The sequence below is a fragment of the Halomonas sp. KM072 genome, assembly GCF_050710315.1.
Classification (GTDB): Bacteria; Pseudomonadota; Gammaproteobacteria; order Pseudomonadales; family Halomonadaceae; genus Vreelandella; species Vreelandella hamiltonii.
Genome location: NZ_CP136132.1, coordinates 1,624,211 through 1,640,467, shown reverse-complemented (window position 1 = coordinate 1,640,467; position 16,257 = coordinate 1,624,211). Strand labels below are relative to the sequence as shown.

At 61.8% G+C, this 16,257-nt stretch carries 17 protein-coding genes; 8 read left to right on the top strand and 9 right to left on the bottom strand.

All coding sequences use genetic code 11. The features are described from left to right. Positions 1-27: 27 nt before the first annotated feature. The 5 genes from RVM26_RS07705 to RVM26_RS07685 form a co-directional block, all read right to left on the bottom strand. A complete protein-coding gene (locus tag RVM26_RS07705; protein WP_498941562.1) occupies positions 28-1,083 on the bottom strand; it encodes an ABC transporter ATP-binding protein in 1,056 nt (351 codons plus the stop codon). Continuing rightward, entirely contained in the window at positions 1,080-2,096 is a 1,017-nt protein-coding gene (locus RVM26_RS07700) for an ABC transporter ATP-binding protein (RefSeq protein WP_081138905.1), read from the bottom strand. The genes RVM26_RS07705 and RVM26_RS07700 overlap by 4 nt, the downstream gene beginning before the upstream one ends. A gap of 7 nt (positions 2,097-2,103) precedes the next feature. Further along, on the bottom strand, positions 2,104-3,048 hold the full coding sequence (locus RVM26_RS07695) for an ABC transporter permease (protein WP_498941561.1): 945 nt from the start codon (positions 3,046-3,048) through the stop codon (positions 2,104-2,106). Continuing rightward, positions 3,045-4,094: an ABC transporter permease gene (locus RVM26_RS07690; protein ID WP_144983133.1), complete on the bottom strand. Its 1,050-nt coding sequence runs from the start codon at positions 4,092-4,094 to the stop codon at positions 3,045-3,047. Before RVM26_RS07690 ends, RVM26_RS07695 begins: the two co-directional genes overlap by 4 nt. Positions 4,095-4,240: 146 nt before the next feature. Continuing rightward, positions 4,241-5,812: an ABC transporter substrate-binding protein gene (locus RVM26_RS07685; RefSeq protein ID WP_498941560.1), complete on the bottom strand. Its 1,572-nt coding sequence runs from the start codon at positions 5,810-5,812 to the stop codon at positions 4,241-4,243. Positions 5,813-6,077: 265 nt separating this feature from the next. Between RVM26_RS07685 and RVM26_RS07680 the strand changes: the two genes are divergently transcribed. Beyond that, positions 6,078-6,593, top strand: coding sequence for a hypothetical protein (locus tag RVM26_RS07680; protein ID WP_287805163.1), 516 nt, complete (start codon positions 6,078-6,080; stop codon positions 6,591-6,593). Positions 6,594-6,617: 24 nt separating this feature from the next. Here the strand turns inward: RVM26_RS07680 and RVM26_RS07675 are convergent, their stop codons facing one another. Continuing rightward, complete coding sequence (locus RVM26_RS07675) at positions 6,618-7,007, bottom strand: glutaredoxin family protein (RefSeq protein WP_498941559.1); 390 nt, start codon at positions 7,005-7,007, stop codon at positions 6,618-6,620. Between the two features lie 219 nt (positions 7,008-7,226). Between RVM26_RS07675 and mpl the strand changes: the two genes are divergently transcribed. The 3 genes from mpl to RVM26_RS07660 all read left to right on the top strand — a co-directional run bounded on the left by mpl (position 7,227) and on the right by RVM26_RS07660 (position 9,939). Beyond that, positions 7,227-8,627, top strand: coding sequence for a UDP-N-acetylmuramate:L-alanyl-gamma-D-glutamyl-meso-diaminopimelate ligase (gene mpl, locus RVM26_RS07670; protein WP_498941558.1), 1,401 nt, complete (start codon positions 7,227-7,229; stop codon positions 8,625-8,627). Continuing rightward, on the top strand, positions 8,620-9,234 hold the full coding sequence (locus RVM26_RS07665; protein WP_498941557.1) for a flavin prenyltransferase UbiX: 615 nt from the start codon (positions 8,620-8,622) through the stop codon (positions 9,232-9,234). Before mpl ends, RVM26_RS07665 begins: the two co-directional genes overlap by 8 nt. A gap of 84 nt (positions 9,235-9,318) precedes the next feature. After that, on the top strand, positions 9,319-9,939 hold the full coding sequence (locus RVM26_RS07660; RefSeq protein WP_287805168.1) for a LysE family translocator: 621 nt from the start codon (positions 9,319-9,321) through the stop codon (positions 9,937-9,939). A 37-nt stretch (positions 9,940-9,976) separates the two neighbouring features. Here RVM26_RS07660 and RVM26_RS07655 read toward each other — a convergent pair whose 3' ends face one another. From RVM26_RS07655 to RVM26_RS07645, 3 genes are read right to left on the bottom strand one after another with little or no spacing between them, the layout of a single operon-like run. Beyond that, positions 9,977-11,374 carry a bifunctional DedA family/phosphatase PAP2 family protein gene (locus RVM26_RS07655; protein WP_498941556.1) on the bottom strand — a complete coding sequence of 466 codons (1,398 nt, stop codon included), beginning with the start codon at positions 11,372-11,374 and terminating at the stop codon, positions 9,977-9,979. Between the two features lie 18 nt (positions 11,375-11,392). Continuing rightward, a complete protein-coding gene (locus RVM26_RS07650; protein ID WP_498941555.1) occupies positions 11,393-12,319 on the bottom strand; it encodes a nucleotidyl cyclase domain-containing protein in 927 nt (308 codons plus the stop codon). Continuing rightward, positions 12,316-13,170 carry a hypothetical protein gene (locus tag RVM26_RS07645; protein WP_287805174.1) on the bottom strand — a complete coding sequence of 285 codons (855 nt, stop codon included), beginning with the start codon at positions 13,168-13,170 and terminating at the stop codon, positions 12,316-12,318. Before RVM26_RS07645 ends, RVM26_RS07650 begins: the two co-directional genes overlap by 4 nt. A 149-nt stretch (positions 13,171-13,319) precedes the next feature. Here RVM26_RS07645 and RVM26_RS07640 point away from each other — a divergent pair, with 149 nt between their 5' ends. The 4 genes from RVM26_RS07640 to rlmH all read left to right on the top strand — a co-directional run bounded on the left by RVM26_RS07640 (position 13,320) and on the right by rlmH (position 16,232). Then, positions 13,320-14,627, top strand: coding sequence for a gamma-glutamyl-phosphate reductase (locus RVM26_RS07640; protein ID WP_498941554.1), 1,308 nt, complete (start codon positions 13,320-13,322; stop codon positions 14,625-14,627). Further along, positions 14,624-15,274 (top strand): nicotinate-nicotinamide nucleotide adenylyltransferase, encoded by a 651-nt coding sequence (gene nadD, locus RVM26_RS07635; RefSeq protein ID WP_498941553.1) that lies wholly within the window; start codon positions 14,624-14,626, stop codon positions 15,272-15,274. Before RVM26_RS07640 ends, nadD begins: the two co-directional genes overlap by 4 nt. A 107-nt stretch (positions 15,275-15,381) precedes the next feature. Beyond that, positions 15,382-15,768, top strand: a complete 387-nt coding sequence (rsfS, locus tag RVM26_RS07630; protein WP_096922824.1) for a ribosome silencing factor — start codon at positions 15,382-15,384, stop codon at positions 15,766-15,768. Beyond that, positions 15,765-16,232, top strand: a complete 468-nt coding sequence (rlmH, locus tag RVM26_RS07625) for a 23S rRNA (pseudouridine(1915)-N(3))-methyltransferase RlmH (protein WP_016914102.1) — start codon at positions 15,765-15,767, stop codon at positions 16,230-16,232. The genes rsfS and rlmH overlap by 4 nt, the downstream gene beginning before the upstream one ends. Positions 16,233-16,257: the final 25 nt, after the last annotated feature.

Genomic DNA, 16,257 nt, shown 5'->3' with positions numbered 1-16,257 from the left:
CGCGTGAGGCCTGAATGAAGCGGGCCATTACAAGCGCCCCTCCTCGACAGCGTGGCACGCCACGCGAGTGCCGTCATCCTGTGTTTGCAATGCCGGGATCTCCTGCTTGCAGCGGGCGTTGGCATGTGGGCAGCGGCCATGAAAGACACAGCCGCTAGGCAGATTGACCGGCGTAGGCACTTCACCGGAGAGGCGAATGTGCTGGGGTCGGTCATCTTCCAGCCGAGGAATGGCCGACAGCAGCGCCTGCGTATAGGGATGGCGCGGCTTGGCAAACAGCGTGGCCGTGGTGGCGACTTCACACACCGTGCCCAGATACATCACCGCCACGCGCGTGCCGAAGTGCTCGACCACGGCCAGGTCGTGGGTGATGAACAGGTAGGTGAGGTGGCGGTCACGCTGGGCATCCATCAGCAGGTTCAGCACCTGGGCCTGGATCGACACGTCCAGAGCCGAGATGGGCTCGTCGGCCACGATGAATTCCGGGTCCACGGCCAGCGCCCTGGCAATGGCAATGCGCTGGCGTTGGCCGCCGGAGAACTCATGGCCAAAGCGCTTGCCCCAGTCCGGGTCGATGCCCACCGAGCGCATCACTTCTTCCACCTTGTCGAGAATCTGCTGACGATTCCAGTCTGGGTGGTGCAGGCGCAGTGGCTCTTCCAGCGTCTGCTGGATCGTCATGCGCGGGTTCAGCGACGCGTAGGGGTTCTGGAAAATCATCTGCATGCGCTTTCGATAAGGCAGCAGTTGACGGGTGGAGAGGTGGTCGATGCGCTCGCCGCCGTAACGAATTTCGCCTTCGGAGGGGGTGATTAGCCCCATCACCGTGCGTGCTACGGTGGATTTTCCGCAGCCGGATTCGCCGACCACGCAGAGCGCTTCACCACGCTTGATCTCCAGGTTGACCCCGTTGATGGCGTGCACGTACTCCTGATGACGAACCAGCTTGCCGCCCTTGAAGCGCAGCTGCTCGAGAAAGTCGCCCGATAGCGAAAAGCGCTTTTTCAGGTCGCGTATTTCCAGCAGCGTCTCGCTGGCTGGCGCTTGCGCGGTCGTTGGGCGTGTGTCGGCCTGGGCGTTCATAGGCTCTCCTCCTTCAGGCGGCGATCTTCGAGCATTTCAGCCACCATATGGCAGGCAACGCGGCAGTTGCCCGACTCCACGAACGTGGGCACCTGCTGAGTACACGCCGGGCGCGGCTGACCGTCGCTGCGCAGGATAAAGTCGCAGCGGGGATGAAACGCGCAGCCGGTGGGCAAGTTGGAAAGCGACGGCATGCTGCCCCGAATCTGATTCAGTTTTTCGCCGGGGGTGGCCATCTGGGGCAGGGCGTTGATCAGCCCCTGGGTGTAGGGGTGCTGGGGGTCATTGATGATTTCACGAGTCGGCCCCTGCTCGATCACGCGGCCTGCGTACATGACCAGCATGCGCTGGGTGACCTGGCTGACCACGCCCAGGTCGTGGGTGATCAGGATCAGGCCCACGTTGTGCTGCTCGCAAAGCTCCAGCAGCAGCGCCATGATTTCCGCCTGGATGGTGACGTCCAGCGCCGTGGTCGGCTCATCGGCAATGATGATGTCGGGGTCCAGCAGGAGCGCAATGGCGATGATGATGCGCTGGCGCATGCCGCCGGAAAGCTCGTGGGGGTACTGGTCCAGGCGCTTTTCCGGCGACGGGATCTGCACCTGCTTGAGCTTGTCCAGAGCAATGGCACGGGCCTCTCGGGTGGAGATTCGGCGGTGCGCTTTCAGACACTCGACCATCTGCTCACCGATCGAGAGCACCGGGTTGAGGGTCATCATCGGGTCCTGGAAGATCATCGAGATACGATTGCCGCGCACCTTGCGCAGGCCCCGCTCGGACATGGTGTTGAGGGTTTTACCCTCGAAGGTGATGCTGCCACCGGCAATGAATCCGGGCCGTGAAATCAGGTTGAGCAGTGAAAAGGCCGCCACCGACTTGCCCGCGCCGGACTCACCGACGATGCCCAGCCGTTCGCCACGCTCCAGGGTGAAGTTGACATCCCGTAAGGCGCGGACCTCACCCTGACGCAGGGCAAAGCGAACATCCAGTTGTGAGACTTCAAGAAGTGCCATGGTGTCTTCAGCCTTTATACAGTCGTGGGTTCATGACATCGCGCAGCCAGTCGCCCAGCAGATTGATCGACAGCACCAGCACCACCAGTACCGCGCCGGGCATCATGGTGATCCACCAGGAGCCGGATTGAATGTAGTCGAAGCCCGCCTTGATCAACGAACCCAGCGACGGGTGCGTTTCCGGCATGCCCAGCCCCAGAAACGACAGTGCCGCTTCGGAGATGATCGCGTTGGCGATCTGAACGGTAGAGATGACGAAGATCGGCGACAGCGTATTGGGCAGCACATGACGGAACATGATGCGTCGGCTACGCAGCCCCATGACGCGGGCGGCGTCCACGTACTCCTTGTTTTTCTCGGCCAGCACTGACGCGCGCACGGTACGCGCATACTGCGGCCATTCGGCGAGCCCGATGATCAGTATCAGCATGAGCACGGCGTATTGACTGTAGAAGGCGCTGCCCATGGTGGCTTTCACCACGGCACCGACCACGATGGCCACCATCAGCGTCGAGAACGACAGCTGAATGTCTGCCAGGCGCATCAGAAAGGCATCGACTCGCCCGCCCAGATAACCGGCCATCAGGCCAAAGGTCACGCCCAGCAGGGCTTGCAGTGCCACCGCGCCAAAGCCGATCAGCAGCGATACCCGCGTGCCGTAAAGAATGATCGACAGCAGATCACGCCCTTGGGCGTCGGTGCCGAGCGTATACATCTCGTCGGCGCCATCAATCCAGAAAGGCGGCAGCTCGGAGGCGAGAATGTCGATTTGAGCCAGGTCATAAGGGTCGGTCGGCGCTAATAGCGGCGCCGAAAATGCCGCAATGAGTAAGCAGATAAAGACCGCCAAACACAGTTGCGCCGTACGGTCACGTTTGAAGCTGTACCACAAAAAGGAGTCGCGCAGGCGCTCCCAGCGGCTTGGTGCAGTGGAAGTTGTGGACGTTGTCATGCGGGCTTACCAGTCAGTTTAACGGTGGGATTCACGAAGCCGTAGATCAGGTCTACGATGGTGTTCGTAACCACGAAAATGACGCCGACAATCATCAGGTAGGTCACAATGAGCGGAATGTCGGCATGGTTGATAGCATCCAGGAACATCAGCCCCATGCCCGGCCATTGGAATACGGTTTCGGTCAAAATGGTGTAGGCCACCATGGTACCGATCTGAACGCCCCCCACGGTAATCACCGGGAGCATGGTGTTTTTCAGCGCATGCACGAAGTAGACCCGGCGCATGGAAATACCCTTGGCGCGGGCATACTTCACGTACTCCGATTGCAGTACTTCCATCATTTCGGCGCGGATCAGGCGGATGAACAGCGGCAGCATGATGGAGGCCAGCGAGACCGCAGGCAGCACCAGGTGCTTGATGCCATCCCAGGTGACCAGGTTGGTTTCCCAGTGGCCGACCACATGAACCAGATCGTAACCCCGGCCAAAAGAGGGCATGTTGCCCTGAGTGGAGAGCGCACCGTTCAGCCAGGCGCCCCAGGCGGTGCCCTCCGGGAACAGCGAGACGGTCATGCCGATGGAGAAAATCTGGATCAGCACGATGGCGGTCAAGAACACCGGTATCGAAATGCCGATGATCGAGGCCCCCATGAAAAAGCGTGACACGGGGGAGCGCGGTTTGATGGCGCTGTATACCCCGATGGGAACAGAGAACAATACGATGATCAGCGTGGCCGCGAACACCAGCTCGAGGGTGGCAGGCAAGTGGCGAGCAATCACCTCCAGCGCCGGTTCACGGTAGAAATAGGAGTAGCCAAAATCGCCCTGAACGGCGTTCTTGGCGAAGCGTGCGTATTGCACCAGGAAGGGGTCGTTGAGCCCCAGCCGTTCGCGAATGGCTTCACGTTCACTTTCGGGGACCGACTGTCCGACCATCTGCTGTACAGGGTCACCCAGGTTATCCTGGATGGCGAAGGCCAGTACACTGATGACAAACATCACCAATATTGCGTGCATCAGCCGCTTGATTAGAAAAGCAATCATGGCGTACGCCACCTGTGTGGAAAGTTTCACTAAACATCAGGGCAAGGCATGGCGCTGCCCGGTGGGTCGCGCCATGCACGACGCTTCGCCCTCCAGAATCCTGGAGAGCGAAGCATCCTTGCGTGGGTTATGTCGTTAGGTAGGGATTAGCGCGTAATCACCAGATCGCCCAGGTAGGGGAAGTCGGTGGCGTTGACCACCGGCTCGATGTCGACGCCGTCAGCGGCGGCATAGGCCAGGTTCTGCCAATGCAGCATGATGAAACCAACGTCTTCGTACAGCATGGCTTCGGCTTCACGCAGCATTTCACCACGTTTTTCCAGGTCGGTTTCGCTGTCGGCCTGGGTTACCAGCGCATCGATTTCCTCGTTGCAGTAGCTGCCGTAGTTGTACTGACCGGCACCGCTCTCGGTGTCGATGCAGAACGACAGGTACTGGAAGAAGTTGGCGGTGTCTTCGGTGTCCGAGTGCCAGCCGATCATGGCAATGTCGGATTGACGCGTGTCGTACTCCGGCCAGTACTGGGCCAGCGGCATGGTGCGCAGGTTAACGTTGATGTTGATACGCGCCAGCATGTTGGCCACGGCCTGGGCAATCTGAGCATCGTTCACGTAGCGGTTGTTCGGAGCGATCATGTCGACGCTGAAGCCCTCTTCGTAGCCCGCTTCCGCCATCAGCTCCTGAGCACGCTCCAGATCGTAGCGGGGCACCAGGTCTGCGTTATAGCCGGAGTAGCCTTCCGGTGAGAACTGGCCTGCAGGCGTTGCAAAGCCACGCATAAGGCGGTCGGCAATGCCTTCCTGGTTGATGGCCAGGTCGACGGCCTGACGCACGCGTGCATCCTGGAAAGCCTCGACACGCTCTTCGTTCAGCTGGAAGCCGATGATACGCGTACCGGGGATTTCAACCAGATTGGCGCCTTGTGCATCGCGCACACGGTCCAGGTCGTTGGGCGGTACGGCATCGATGAAGTCGACGCCACCGGACAGCAGGGCTGCCACGCGGGAGGCGTTTTCGGCAATCGGCGTCAGCACGATGCTGGTCACGTTACCTTCGCTTTCGGTGTCCCAGTAGTCTTCAAAGCGTTCGAAGTCGACGCGAACGCCCTGGCGACGGTCGGTGACCACGAAGGGCCCGGTGCCGGAAACGTTACGTGATGCAAACGAGTTGCCTGCCTTGACGATTTCCGCCTTGTCGTTGCCGTCGTCGGTCTCACCCGTGTAGAACTCGCTGTCCATGGGGAAGATGTAGGTGGCCAGGTTCAACAGCAGCGGGTAAGGCTCGGTGGTGGTGATTTCGATGGTGTAGTCATCGACCGCTTCGGCGCTGGCGATCGGCTCGAAAATGGCGCGATAATCCGGGCTCTCTTTCAAGCGCTCGATGGTCCAGACCACGTCCTTGGCAGTGAACGGGTTACCGGAATGGAAGGTAACGCCTTCACGCAGGGTCATACGTACATGGGTGTCGTCTACCTGTTCCCACTCGGTGGCCAGACGCGGTTCGAATTGGAAGTCCTTGGTCCAACGCACCAGGGGGTCGAAGGCCAGATGCGAGAAGCGCAGGACACCGCCGGAAAGCTGTTCGTGCAGGTCGAGGGTTTCAGGGTCGGCCGAGTAACCGATGCGCAGGGTTTCTGCACTGGCAGTCAGCGGCAGTAGTGCGGTGCCTGCCATGGCAGCACCCACGACAGTGGCCAGTAGTGTCTTTTTCAGCGTCATGATCGTTCCCATGTGTATTGTTTATTGTTCGTTCTGCTGGAGGGGCTAGTGCTTACCCATCAACAAAACAGACACGGTCAGCCCGTAAGCTATCCTGACAACATAGAGACAGGTGGTTGTGACACACAATCGAAATAATGACAGGCCTCATTCATCTACTGAATGATCAGGGCTGGCGCGGCAACCATAGGTCTTTAAATTAGACTAAAGTCGCAATATCGGAGCCGTCCAATCGTGCTCAGTAGCTAGGTAACAAGGAAAGGCAATGAAAATACAAGGCGTTAAACCGTTACTGGTGGCTGTTTTGCTGGCCACCACAGGCTGGGCGGGCGCCGGTGACCCTGTGGCCGAGATCACGGGGACGCTGGATGGCGACGACCATCAGTGGTTCGTCCTCGATCCAAGCAGCGAGCCCGGCGCCACGTTCATCGAAGAGGGAGACCGTTGGGTGGTGGAGATGACCGGCTACCGGGACCCGGATAAATGGGCGGCCCGAGACGCGCTGGTCATTCAGTTGGTGCTGGCCGACGAGCGGCTCACCGATGCCCGAGTGCTGCACCTGATCGGCGATGTCGTTCACCCGCCGTACTACACGGCCAGCGATGACGAGCTGACCGTGGTGCTTGCTCGGGTGGAGCGCGAAGGCAGCCGGTTACATCTTCAGGGCACCCTCGAGGGGCTGCTGGCGCTACAGCATAGCCCGGAGGCTGACCCTCTTGCGGAAGAGGGAGTCAGCTTGGCTATCGAATTCGATGTCACGGCGCGCAAGGTCGAATTCTGAGGTGGCAGGTGCTAAGGCACCTAATCAGGCCCCAAAGCGCTGATGCAGCCAGCGATTGATCTCATCGGACTCATAGAGCCACTCTTCACGACCGTCTTCATGGGCGATGCGCAGGCAGGGCACTTTGACCTTGCCGCCGCCTTCCAGCAGTGCCTGCTTGTGGTCTGGATCCAACTGGGCATCGCGCAGTTCGATATTCAAACCAAGCCGCGCCATCTCCTTGCGTACCTTGATGCAGAAAGGGCAGGTACGAAACTGATACAGCGCCAATGCCTCACAGGCCGCGTCGACCTCAGCCTGCTCCTCGGCGCTGCGCTCCACCGAGCGCGGCGTGGAGAGTTTTTCCGACACTAGCATCACCGGGGCCAGCAGCACGCGAAGGCCACGGAAAAAGTAACGAACGATAATGCGCATGATAAAAGCTCCTCTCGCCAGCGCAGCGGGGTGGTTTAGGTCGGTAGGTGCCGCATCCTGCATCAAAAGCCACCCATTGTCACTTTCCTGCCCTGTGACGAGGCATCGCGAAGGGAACCAGATGAGCTGGCGTCCCGGGCATGATAATCTTTCCCCCAATGTATGCATTTAGGCTGATATTTCAGTCCGTTGTCAGGGTCATGGAAGGAGCGCTCGCCCATGCGTTTACATGTGATTGGTATCTGCGGCACCTTTATGGGCAGTCTTGCGCTGCTGGCCCGAGAGTTGGGGCACGAGGTGAGTGGGTCGGATGCGAACGTGTATCCGCCCATGAGCACTCAGCTCGCCGAGGCGGGCATCACGCTGATGGAGGGGTATCGCGCCGACAATCTGCAGGGCCCGTTGGACCTGGTGGTGGTGGGCAACGCTCTCTCGCGCGGTAACCCGGAAGTCGAGGCGCTGCTCGATAGCGGCCTGCGCTACACCTCGGGTGCCCAGTGGCTGGCGGAGTACGTGCTGCCGGGCCGCCGGGTCATTGCGGTGGCGGGCACCCACGGCAAGACCACCACGGCCAGCCTGTTGGCCTGGCTGCTGGAGAGCGCGGGCCTGGAGCCCGGCTTTCTGATTGGCGGTGTGCCGCGCAACTTTGGCGTCTCGGCCAGGCTCGGGGGCGCGGCGGCACCGTTCGTGGTCGAGGCGGACGAGTACGATACCGCCTTTTTCGACAAGCGCTCCAAGTTCGTGCACTACCGCCCGACGATCGCCGTGATGAACAACCTCGAATTCGACCACGCCGATATCTTTCCCGACCTGGCCGCCATCGAACGCCAGTTCCACCACCTGGTGCGTACCGTGCCAGGCCAGGGGCACCTGCTGGTGGCTGACCAGCAGCCCGCGCTGGATCGTGTGCTGGCCATGGGCAGCTGGAGCCCGGTCACACGCTTTGGCAGCGAGGCCGGCAGCCAGTGGCAGCTGCGCCTGGAGCATGCCGACGCCAGCCGCTTTCAGGTGCTGTATAGCGGTGGGCAAGAGGAGGAGGATGGCGTGGTGGAATGGTCACTCACGGGGGAGCACAACGCCCGCAACGCTTTGGCCGCCCTGGCGGCTGCACGACTGTGCGGGGTGAACCTGCCACGCGCCTGCGCGGCGCTGGCACGCTTCCAGACACCCCGTCGTCGTCAGGAGGTGCGTGGCGAGGTCAACCGCATTCAGGTGATCGACGACTTTGCCCACCATCCCACGGCCATTGCCGCCACGCTGCAGGGCTTGCGTGCCGCCACACCGCGGGGGCGGCTGCTGGCCGTGATCGAGCCGCGCTCCAACACCATGCGGCTGGGCGCGCTGCGTGAACGTCTGAACGACAGCGTTGCCGACGCGGATCACAGCTTCTGGTTCCAGCCTGCTGGCGTGGAGTGGTCGATGGACTCTTTGGTAGAGGCGCAAGGGTCGCGGGCGTCGCTGTATCGAGATATCGATGCATTGGTACAGGCAGTGGTCACCCAGGCGTCACCGCTCGACCGTATCGTGGTGATGTCCAACGGTGGTTTCGATGGCGTTCACGAGCGCCTGTTGGCGGCGTTGGCAGTGGCAAACCCTGACACGGGAGTATCCGATGAGTGAGTTCAAACCCCCTGTGACGGTGGCGCTGACGGGCGCTTCGGGGGCGCAGTATGGCCTGCGCTTGATCGACGTGCTGGTCGAGGCGGGCCATGAAGTGTGGGTCATGATCTCCAAGGCGGCCCATATGGTCATTGCCACGGAAACGGATGTATCGCTGCCTGCTCAGCCTCAGCGACTGGAAGAGGCCTTGGTGGCGCAAAGCGGTGCCAAGCCCGGGCAAATTCGCTGCTTTGGGCGTGAAGACTGGATGGCCCCCGTGGCCTCGGGCTCCGGCGCGCCTTCCGCCATGGTGATCTGCCCGTGTTCCACCGGCACCCTCTCTGCGGTGGCCACCGGGGCCAGCAACAACCTGATCGAACGCGCCGCCGATGTGGCGATCAAGGAGCGGCGCACGCTGGTCATGGTCCCCCGGGAGAGCCCTTTTTCCCCCATTCATCTGGAACACATGCTGACCTTGAGTCGCCTGGGCGTGGTGATCCTGCCTGCCGCACCCGGGTTCTATCATCGCCCCCAGTCCATGGAGGATCTGATCGATTTCATCGTCGCGCGGATTCTCAATCAACTGGGCATCGAGCACCGCTTGATGCCACGCTGGGGCGAAGGGTAATCCCGGCGGTGCCACAGCCCTTTTGGGTTTGCGATTCTCCATCTCACTGACTTTCGTCACCGTTCATCACAAGGAAGTGTCACCATGTCCTGGGCTACTCTATCGGTCTTCGTGCCAACCTTTCTGTTCGTATCGCTGACTCCCGGCATGTGCATGACGCTGGCCATGGTGCTGGGGATGACCCAGGGGGTGAAGCGTACGCTCTGGATGATGATCGGTGAGTTGATTGGCGTGGGGCTGGTGGCCGCGGCGGCAGGGGCAGGGGTGGCCGCGTTGATGTTGCGCCAGCCTGAGCTGTTCACTGCGTTCAAGTGGATTGGTGGGGCTTACCTGGCGTATCTGGGGATGATGATGTGGCGCTCGCGGGGGCGCATGGCCATTCCCAGCGAGCTGGACACAGGGCCGCCTGCAGGCCGCTGGCAGTTGGCCATGCAGGGGCTGGTGACCGCAGTGGCCAATCCCAAGGGCTGGGCATTCTTCATGGTGCTGCTGCCGCCGTTTCTGGACAGCAGCCGCCCGCTGGCCCCCCAGCTCAGCCTGTTGATCGCGTTGATCCTGGTCATCGAGTTCGGCAGCATGCTGGTGTATGCCACGGGAGGCAAGACGCTGCGTCGCGTGCTGGGCAAAAGCGGTAACGTACGCCTGCTGAACCGCATTGCCGGGACGCTGATGTTTGGCGTGGGCGCGTGGCTGGCGCTGGGCTGATCACGCCAGCCCGTGGCAGCCACGCTTTGCCGCGCCCTCAAACCGGACCGAACAGCAACATTCTCGCGCTCACCAGCAGCAGCGATGCTCCTGTGAGCGTCACCCAGGGGATGGGTGGTAGCGGCGTGCGATAGCGCCGCTGCCAGTTGAGCTGAACCAGAGCGCAAACCACCAGCCCCATGAGCGCGCCTCCCACCAGATCACTCAGCCAGTGCACGCCTAGAGCCAAGCGCGAGAGCGCCATCGGCAGCGTGACGACAATGGCCATCCAGTAGACCCAGGCACGCCGCTGGCGAGGCAGCCGTGCGGCCATCACGGCGGCCGCCAGCCCGATCATCACCACCCAGGTAGAGGTGTGCGCGCTGGGGTAGGCGTATGAGCCGGTCAGGTGGTCCGGGGTGGTGGGGCGTGCCCGGGCGAACAGTGCCTTGCCCGCGGTGTTGATCAGGGCAATGCCGCCAAGGGCCAGAGCCCCATGCAGCAGTGCATCGAAGCGTTTGACCACCAGCAGCCAGCACGCCCACGGGCTGACCAGTGCCACGATGCCCGCCTTGTCACCGATCATGGCCAATAGCAGGCTGGCGTGGGCAAGCCAGGGGGAGTCGAGCCAGTCGAATAGCCGCTGGGCTTCCAGATCGACCGTCAACGGTGTCACATGGTGCATCACGTACAGCGTCCAGGCGGAGGCTCCGGTGATCGCGGTAATGAGCAGCAGCAGGGAACCCAGCGGCACTTCCCCCGAACGGCTCATGGCCAACCAGGGGCGACGCATGATCGGAATGCGCCGCACGATGCGTACCAGCGCAAAATAGAGGCGCCCCTGGCGGTCCACCTGGGCGCGCCCCCATGAAAACACCACGGTCAATACCACCACCGTGGCGGCAATCAGAATGACGGCCATTTCCACGTTCGTGGGCAGGTTCAGCCGTTGCTGCCAGGTATGGCCGACCAGATAGCCAGGCAGTACATAGGCGGGAGCCCAGAGCGCTGCCGAGGTAATGTTTGCCCAGGCGAAGGTGCGTGCCGGCATTTGCATCATGCCGGCCACCAGCGGGATCACCGGGCGGACGGGCCCGACGAAGCGGCCAATGAAGACCGAGTAGACCCCATAACGTTCGAAAAAGCGTGCCCCACGACCCACCCACTCGGGATGAAGCGACAGCGGCCAACGGGACAATACCGCCTCTCGATGCCGATAGCCGAGATAGTAACTGACGCTGTCGCCGATGATCGCGCCAATGAACGCCGCGCCAATCAGCCAGGGCAGGTCGAGCCCTTGGTGGCCCGCCAAGGTGGCAGCCGCGGTCATCAATACGACCCCGGGGACCAGCAGGCCAATGAGTGCCAGCGACTCGACCAGGGCGATACCCAACACAAGAAGCAGCAGCAAAGGAGGGGAAAGAGTAAGAGAGAGCAGGGTATCGACAATCGCCAAGAGTGACTCCGTCTGCGGTTATAAATGGGTAATGGTTTCTGCGCGTGCTTCCAGACGCTGCAAGTAGCGCTCGAAGCTCTCCTTGCGCATGGGCAGGCAAGTGGCGAGCCGTGCTTCCAACTGGCCTGTTTCCACCAATACGCGCCGTGACAGGGCGCGCTGAAGGCGCTCTTTCACGAGTAGCGCGCCGCTTTCACTGGTATCGGGCAAGACCAGCCAGAAGGTCGCACTGCCCGCACGGCCCAGAATGTCGTGATCACGGCAGCGGCTATTGACCTCGCTGCACAACGCGCCCAGCAGCGCGGTCTTGGCGCGCTGGCCAAACTGCTCCTCTGCCATGTCCAGCTGCGGCAAGTGCAGCACCAGCACGGCCAGCCGCTTGTTGAGCATTGCGGCGCGCTGAAACTCATTCCTGAGGCGCTCCTTCAGCGTATCGATATGGTACGCATCGCAATCGTTGTCGTTGGGGTCGGTTGCCCTCAACAGCGCCTTGCGCCGGGCGTGCTCCCACGGGGGAAGCGCCAGCAGCAGGGTCAGTGCGGCGAACCCCAGCGCAGTTTCTCCCTGCAGTGCGGGCAGTTGCCAGCCTATCACGACCATGGCCATCAGGTTGATGGCCAGGGCTCCCCACAGCGGCAGCAGTATGAACGCGGCGGCCAACGGCAGCCCCAGCCAATGCAGTGACAGGTTGGCATGGGTGAGCACCGCGTGCACGACGACCAGAAACAGGCTGCCCAGCAGCAAAAGGCGCGGCAGGCACGATTTGACCCCCTGGCCCAGGTGCATCATCAGGCTGGCCAGCAGCAGGGTCGTCATGAACAGCGGTACCAGAAGCTCTCGGTAGCTGCCGATGGCATAAAGCCAGGCGGTGTAAGCACAGATGATGATCAGGCCCGCGCCGTAGGCCAGGCCCATCAGCCGTTTGGGGGGCTGGCTGGTGGTCATGAGATGTCGCTCGGCCGCTGTTTGCCCATCTGGGCAAGGGCCTCCAGGGTGAGCGCTTCCAGCTCCAGCTCCATCAAGGGCATGGGCTGGCAAAAGGCGTGTTCGGGCAGCGCGGCACACAGCAAATGACGACGATGTTCGGCTTCACGGGGCGTCTTGGAGAGTATCAGCGTGGCCAGGGTCGTGGCATTGAGGCGATAAACGTTTTCGAAACTGTAAACCAGGCTGCACAGCTTGTGAGCCGCGGGCCAGAGCTGGTGGAGCCGGAGATGAATGACCAGCACTTCGGCGTGAATGGCTTCTCGTTCGGAGCGTGTCTGCTCCTTGGTCAAATCACGCAGCAGTTGCTCCCCTGCCCATAGGTTGAGCCCCGGAATCAGCCGCAGGCGCTGGCGCATGGTGCTGCTCAAGTGCACCAGCAGGTAAGTCCGCGCCATGGCCAGCAGGCACAGCGTCCCCAAGGATGCCACCAGCAGGCACCACTCTGGCAGGGTGAGCAGTGGCTGGATGATCAGGCAGGCCAGCAGGGCAGCGCAGACATTGAAGGTGGCCACCCAGCGGGGTTGCGGCAGCATGAATACCGCGCCCCAGGCCCATATCAGCAACAGGTGACGCTCAGGGGCAACGGCAATCAGCGATAGCAGGAGCGTACCGGCCAGCAACTGCCAAGGCAGTCCTCTCGAGCGTCGATGGCTGAAGTCGAGCAGTAGCGCCGTAATGAACAGCCAGGCCACGGCCAGCCATAGCGCAATGGTGGCTGCCAGCGGCGCGGTGGGTGCCCAGAAGGCCAGCACGACGGCGGCAGCGAACAACGTCGCCCTCAGCGGGCTGATTTTGTATTTGCTTTGCATGGTGGCTTACTATCTGGCTGATAAACGGGGGTTACTCGGCCGTAGCATAACGCATTGCTTGGCTCGAACCTGTGAATCCCTCAGTATAATGCCCTCATGGCGTAATATAAGCCTACCTACTTTCAGTATTGCTTACACAGGGAGATCCCATGCGCAGCGCTGACGCATTCCAACAAGACGCCCAACACCATCTGGCGGCCGGCGATGTGGCTCGTTACATGGTGGCCGTGGGGCAGGGGGCCAGGGCGGCGGCCAGCGTATTGCGCCGTGCCGATACCCAGGCCAAGAATCAGGCGCTGTATGCCATGGCGAAGCGCCTTGAGGCGTCGCGCGGCGAGATCATGAAGGCCAATCAGGAGGACATGCAGCGGGGGCGGGACAATGGCCTGGACAGCGCGCTGCTGGACCGTCTGGCGCTCAATGACGCGCGGATCGATGCCATGATCGAGGGGCTGCATCAAGTGGCGGCGCTGCCGGACCCGGTCGGTGCCATCGATGGCATGAGCTATCGGCCCAGCGGTATCCAGGTCGGCAAGATGCGGGTTCCGCTGGGGGTGATCGGCATCATATACGAATCGCGCCCCAACGTCACTTTGGAAGCCGCCAGCCTGTGTCTCAAGTCCGGCAATGCCTGCGTCTTGCGCGGAGGCTCGGAAGCCAGTGCGTCCAATGCGGCCCTGAGCCGATGCATTCAGGCAGGCTTGGCAGACGCGGGCCTGCCCGAGGGCAGCGTTCAGGTTGTTGCTACCACGGATCGCGCCGCGGTGGGTGAGATGATCAGCATGCCCGAGTATGTCGATGTGATCATCCCGCGTGGCGGCAAGTCCTTGATCGAGCGCATTTCGCGGGAAGCGCGTGTCCCGGTGATCAAGCACCTGGATGGCGTTTGCCATGTGTACATCGATACCACCGCCGACCCTGCCAAGGCGCTGGCCATCGCACTGAATGCCAAGACCCACCGCTACGGCACCTGCAACACCATGGAAACCCTGCTGGTGGATGCCCCGGTTGCCGATCTTCTGCTGCCGGAGCTGGCGCGTGCCTACGCCGAGCACCAGGTAGAGCTGCGCGGCTGCGAGCGGGCGCGGGCGCTGTTGCCCCAGGCGCTGGCAGCAACCGAGGAGGACTGGCACGCGGAGTACCTCGCCCCGGTCCTGGCCATCAAAGTGGTAGATGGCGTGGACGAAGCAATCGAACACATCGAACGATACGGCTCCCACCACACCGATGCCATCGTCACGCAGGACTACACGCTGGCGCGCCGTTTCATGGCCGAAGTGGACTCCAGCTCGGTGATCGTCAACGCCTCGACACGCTTTGCCGATGGGTTCGAGTACGGCCTGGGGGCGGAGATCGGTATTTCCACCGACAAGCTGCACGCCCGTGGCCCGGTCGGCCTGGAAGGCCTGACCACGCAGAAATACATCGTGTTCGGAGACGGCCAGGTTCGCCAATGAGCCAGCGTATCGGCATGTTTGGTGGCACCTTCGACCCGGTGCACAACGGCCATCTACGCAGTGCCCTGGAAGTGCGCGACGCGCTGGGCCTGGAAGTGCTGCACATGGTGCCTGCGCCGCAGCCACCGCTGCGCGGTGTGCCGCAGGTATCGCCGCAGCAGCGCTTGGCCCTGCTGGAAGCAGGCATCGCGGATACCCCTGGCCTGCTGGCCGATGGCCGTGAGCTGCGCCGAGCAGGCCCCTCTTATAGTGTGGATACGCTGACGGAGCTGCGTGACCTTTACGGCCCCTCGGCCCGACTGGTGATGGTGATCGGCATGGATGCTTTTTTGCGACTCCATCAGTGGGACCGTGCCGAGCGTCTTTGGGCGCTAGGGCACGTCGTGGTGATCGCTCGGCCTGGGTACAACAACGATTGGCCAGCAACGTTGAAGGAACTGGTGGGCAATCGCGAAGTCTACAGCGTCGAGACGATGATGCAGCATGCTCAAGGGCATCTGTTGGTGCTGGAGTTGCCCTCCCTGATGGCCATCTCCGCGACCTACATTCGCCAGCGTCTGCAAGCAGGCGAAAGCGTGCGCTATTTACTGCCCCACGCGGTGGAAACGGCCATTTTGCAACAGGGCTGGTATCAAAGCAGCGAATAGCGCTGGCAGTCGTGAAAGAAGCCGTTACAATGGCCGCCTCAAACGCCCGTTGCCAATGGCGGGTGTCTATCATCGTCAGGTCAATAATGGGGTTGTCGTCAGGAGACATGCACATCGATACATTGAAAAACCTAGCCATCGAAGCGCTAGAAGAACTTAAAGCTCGTGATATTACGCAGTTGGACGTGTCGAAATTGACCGAGGTCACCGACCTCATGTTGATTGCCAGCGGTACGTCTACCCGTCATGTGGCAGCACTGGCGCAGAATCTCGTCGAGAAAGCCAAGGCTGCCGGTCTGCACCCTCGCGGTGTCGAAGGCGGTGAGAACGCGGATTGGGTGTTGGTCGATCTGGGTGACATCGTCGTTCATGTCATGCTTCCCGAAGCGCGCGCGCTGTATGACCTCGAGCGTCTGTGGGCAGACCTGCCCAACGATGCGGGCGCCATCGGCGATGCGCTGCGTCAGGTCGAAGAGCGAGCCTCCATGTCATGAAGGTTCGGCTGTTGGCGGTGGGAACCAAAATGCCTGCCTGGGTGGAACAAGGCGTGGAGACCTACCGCAAACGGCTACCGCGTGATTTTGCCCTGGAAATCGAAGAGATCGCGCTGGGCCAGCGCGGCAAGAATGCCGACATCGCCAAAGCACGAGCTCAAGAAGCCCAGCGGATCCGCGACAAGCTGCGCGGCGATGAAATCGTCGTGGCTCTCGAAGTCAAGGGCAAGCCCTGGACCACGGAGCAGCTGGCTCAGGAAGCCGATGCCTGGCGAATGTCTGGTCAGGACGTGGTGCTGCTGGTCGGCGGGCCCGATGGGCTGGAGCCTTCTCTCTCGGCCATGGCCGACAAGGCCTGGTCGCTGTCACCGCTGACACTGCCGCACCCGCTGGTGCGGATCATGCTCGCCGAACAGCTCTATCGGGCATGGACCCTGCTCGTGGGTCACCCTTATCACCGTTAGAAGTTACCTGTTGTCGACCCTTGTG

Coding starts and splice junctions, on each gene's coding strand:
- RVM26_RS07705 (WP_498941562.1), bottom strand. CDS start 1,083: ATGAACGCCCAGGCCGACACACGCCCAACGACCGCGCAAGCGCCAGCC.
- RVM26_RS07700 (WP_081138905.1), bottom strand. CDS start 2,096: ATGGCACTTCTTGAAGTCTCACAACTGGATGTTCGCTTTGCCCTGCGT.
- RVM26_RS07695 (WP_498941561.1), bottom strand. CDS start 3,048: ATGACAACGTCCACAACTTCCACTGCACCAAGCCGCTGGGAGCGCCTG.
- RVM26_RS07690 (WP_144983133.1), bottom strand. CDS start 4,094: ATGATTGCTTTTCTAATCAAGCGGCTGATGCACGCAATATTGGTGATG.
- RVM26_RS07685 (WP_498941560.1), bottom strand. CDS start 5,812: ATGACGCTGAAAAAGACACTACTGGCCACTGTCGTGGGTGCTGCCATG.
- RVM26_RS07680 (WP_287805163.1), top strand. CDS start 6,078: ATGAAAATACAAGGCGTTAAACCGTTACTGGTGGCTGTTTTGCTGGCC.
- RVM26_RS07675 (WP_498941559.1), bottom strand. CDS start 7,007: ATGCGCATTATCGTTCGTTACTTTTTCCGTGGCCTTCGCGTGCTGCTG.
- mpl (WP_498941558.1), top strand. CDS start 7,227: ATGCGTTTACATGTGATTGGTATCTGCGGCACCTTTATGGGCAGTCTT.
- RVM26_RS07665 (WP_498941557.1), top strand. CDS start 8,620: ATGAGTGAGTTCAAACCCCCTGTGACGGTGGCGCTGACGGGCGCTTCG.
- RVM26_RS07660 (WP_287805168.1), top strand. CDS start 9,319: ATGTCCTGGGCTACTCTATCGGTCTTCGTGCCAACCTTTCTGTTCGTA.
- RVM26_RS07650 (WP_498941555.1), bottom strand. CDS start 12,319: ATGACCACCAGCCAGCCCCCCAAACGGCTGATGGGCCTGGCCTACGGC.
- RVM26_RS07645 (WP_287805174.1), bottom strand. CDS start 13,170: ATGCAAAGCAAATACAAAATCAGCCCGCTGAGGGCGACGTTGTTCGCT.
- RVM26_RS07640 (WP_498941554.1), top strand. CDS start 13,320: ATGCGCAGCGCTGACGCATTCCAACAAGACGCCCAACACCATCTGGCG.
- nadD (WP_498941553.1), top strand. CDS start 14,624: ATGAGCCAGCGTATCGGCATGTTTGGTGGCACCTTCGACCCGGTGCAC.
- rsfS (WP_096922824.1), top strand. CDS start 15,382: ATGCACATCGATACATTGAAAAACCTAGCCATCGAAGCGCTAGAAGAA.
- rlmH (WP_016914102.1), top strand. CDS start 15,765: ATGAAGGTTCGGCTGTTGGCGGTGGGAACCAAAATGCCTGCCTGGGTG.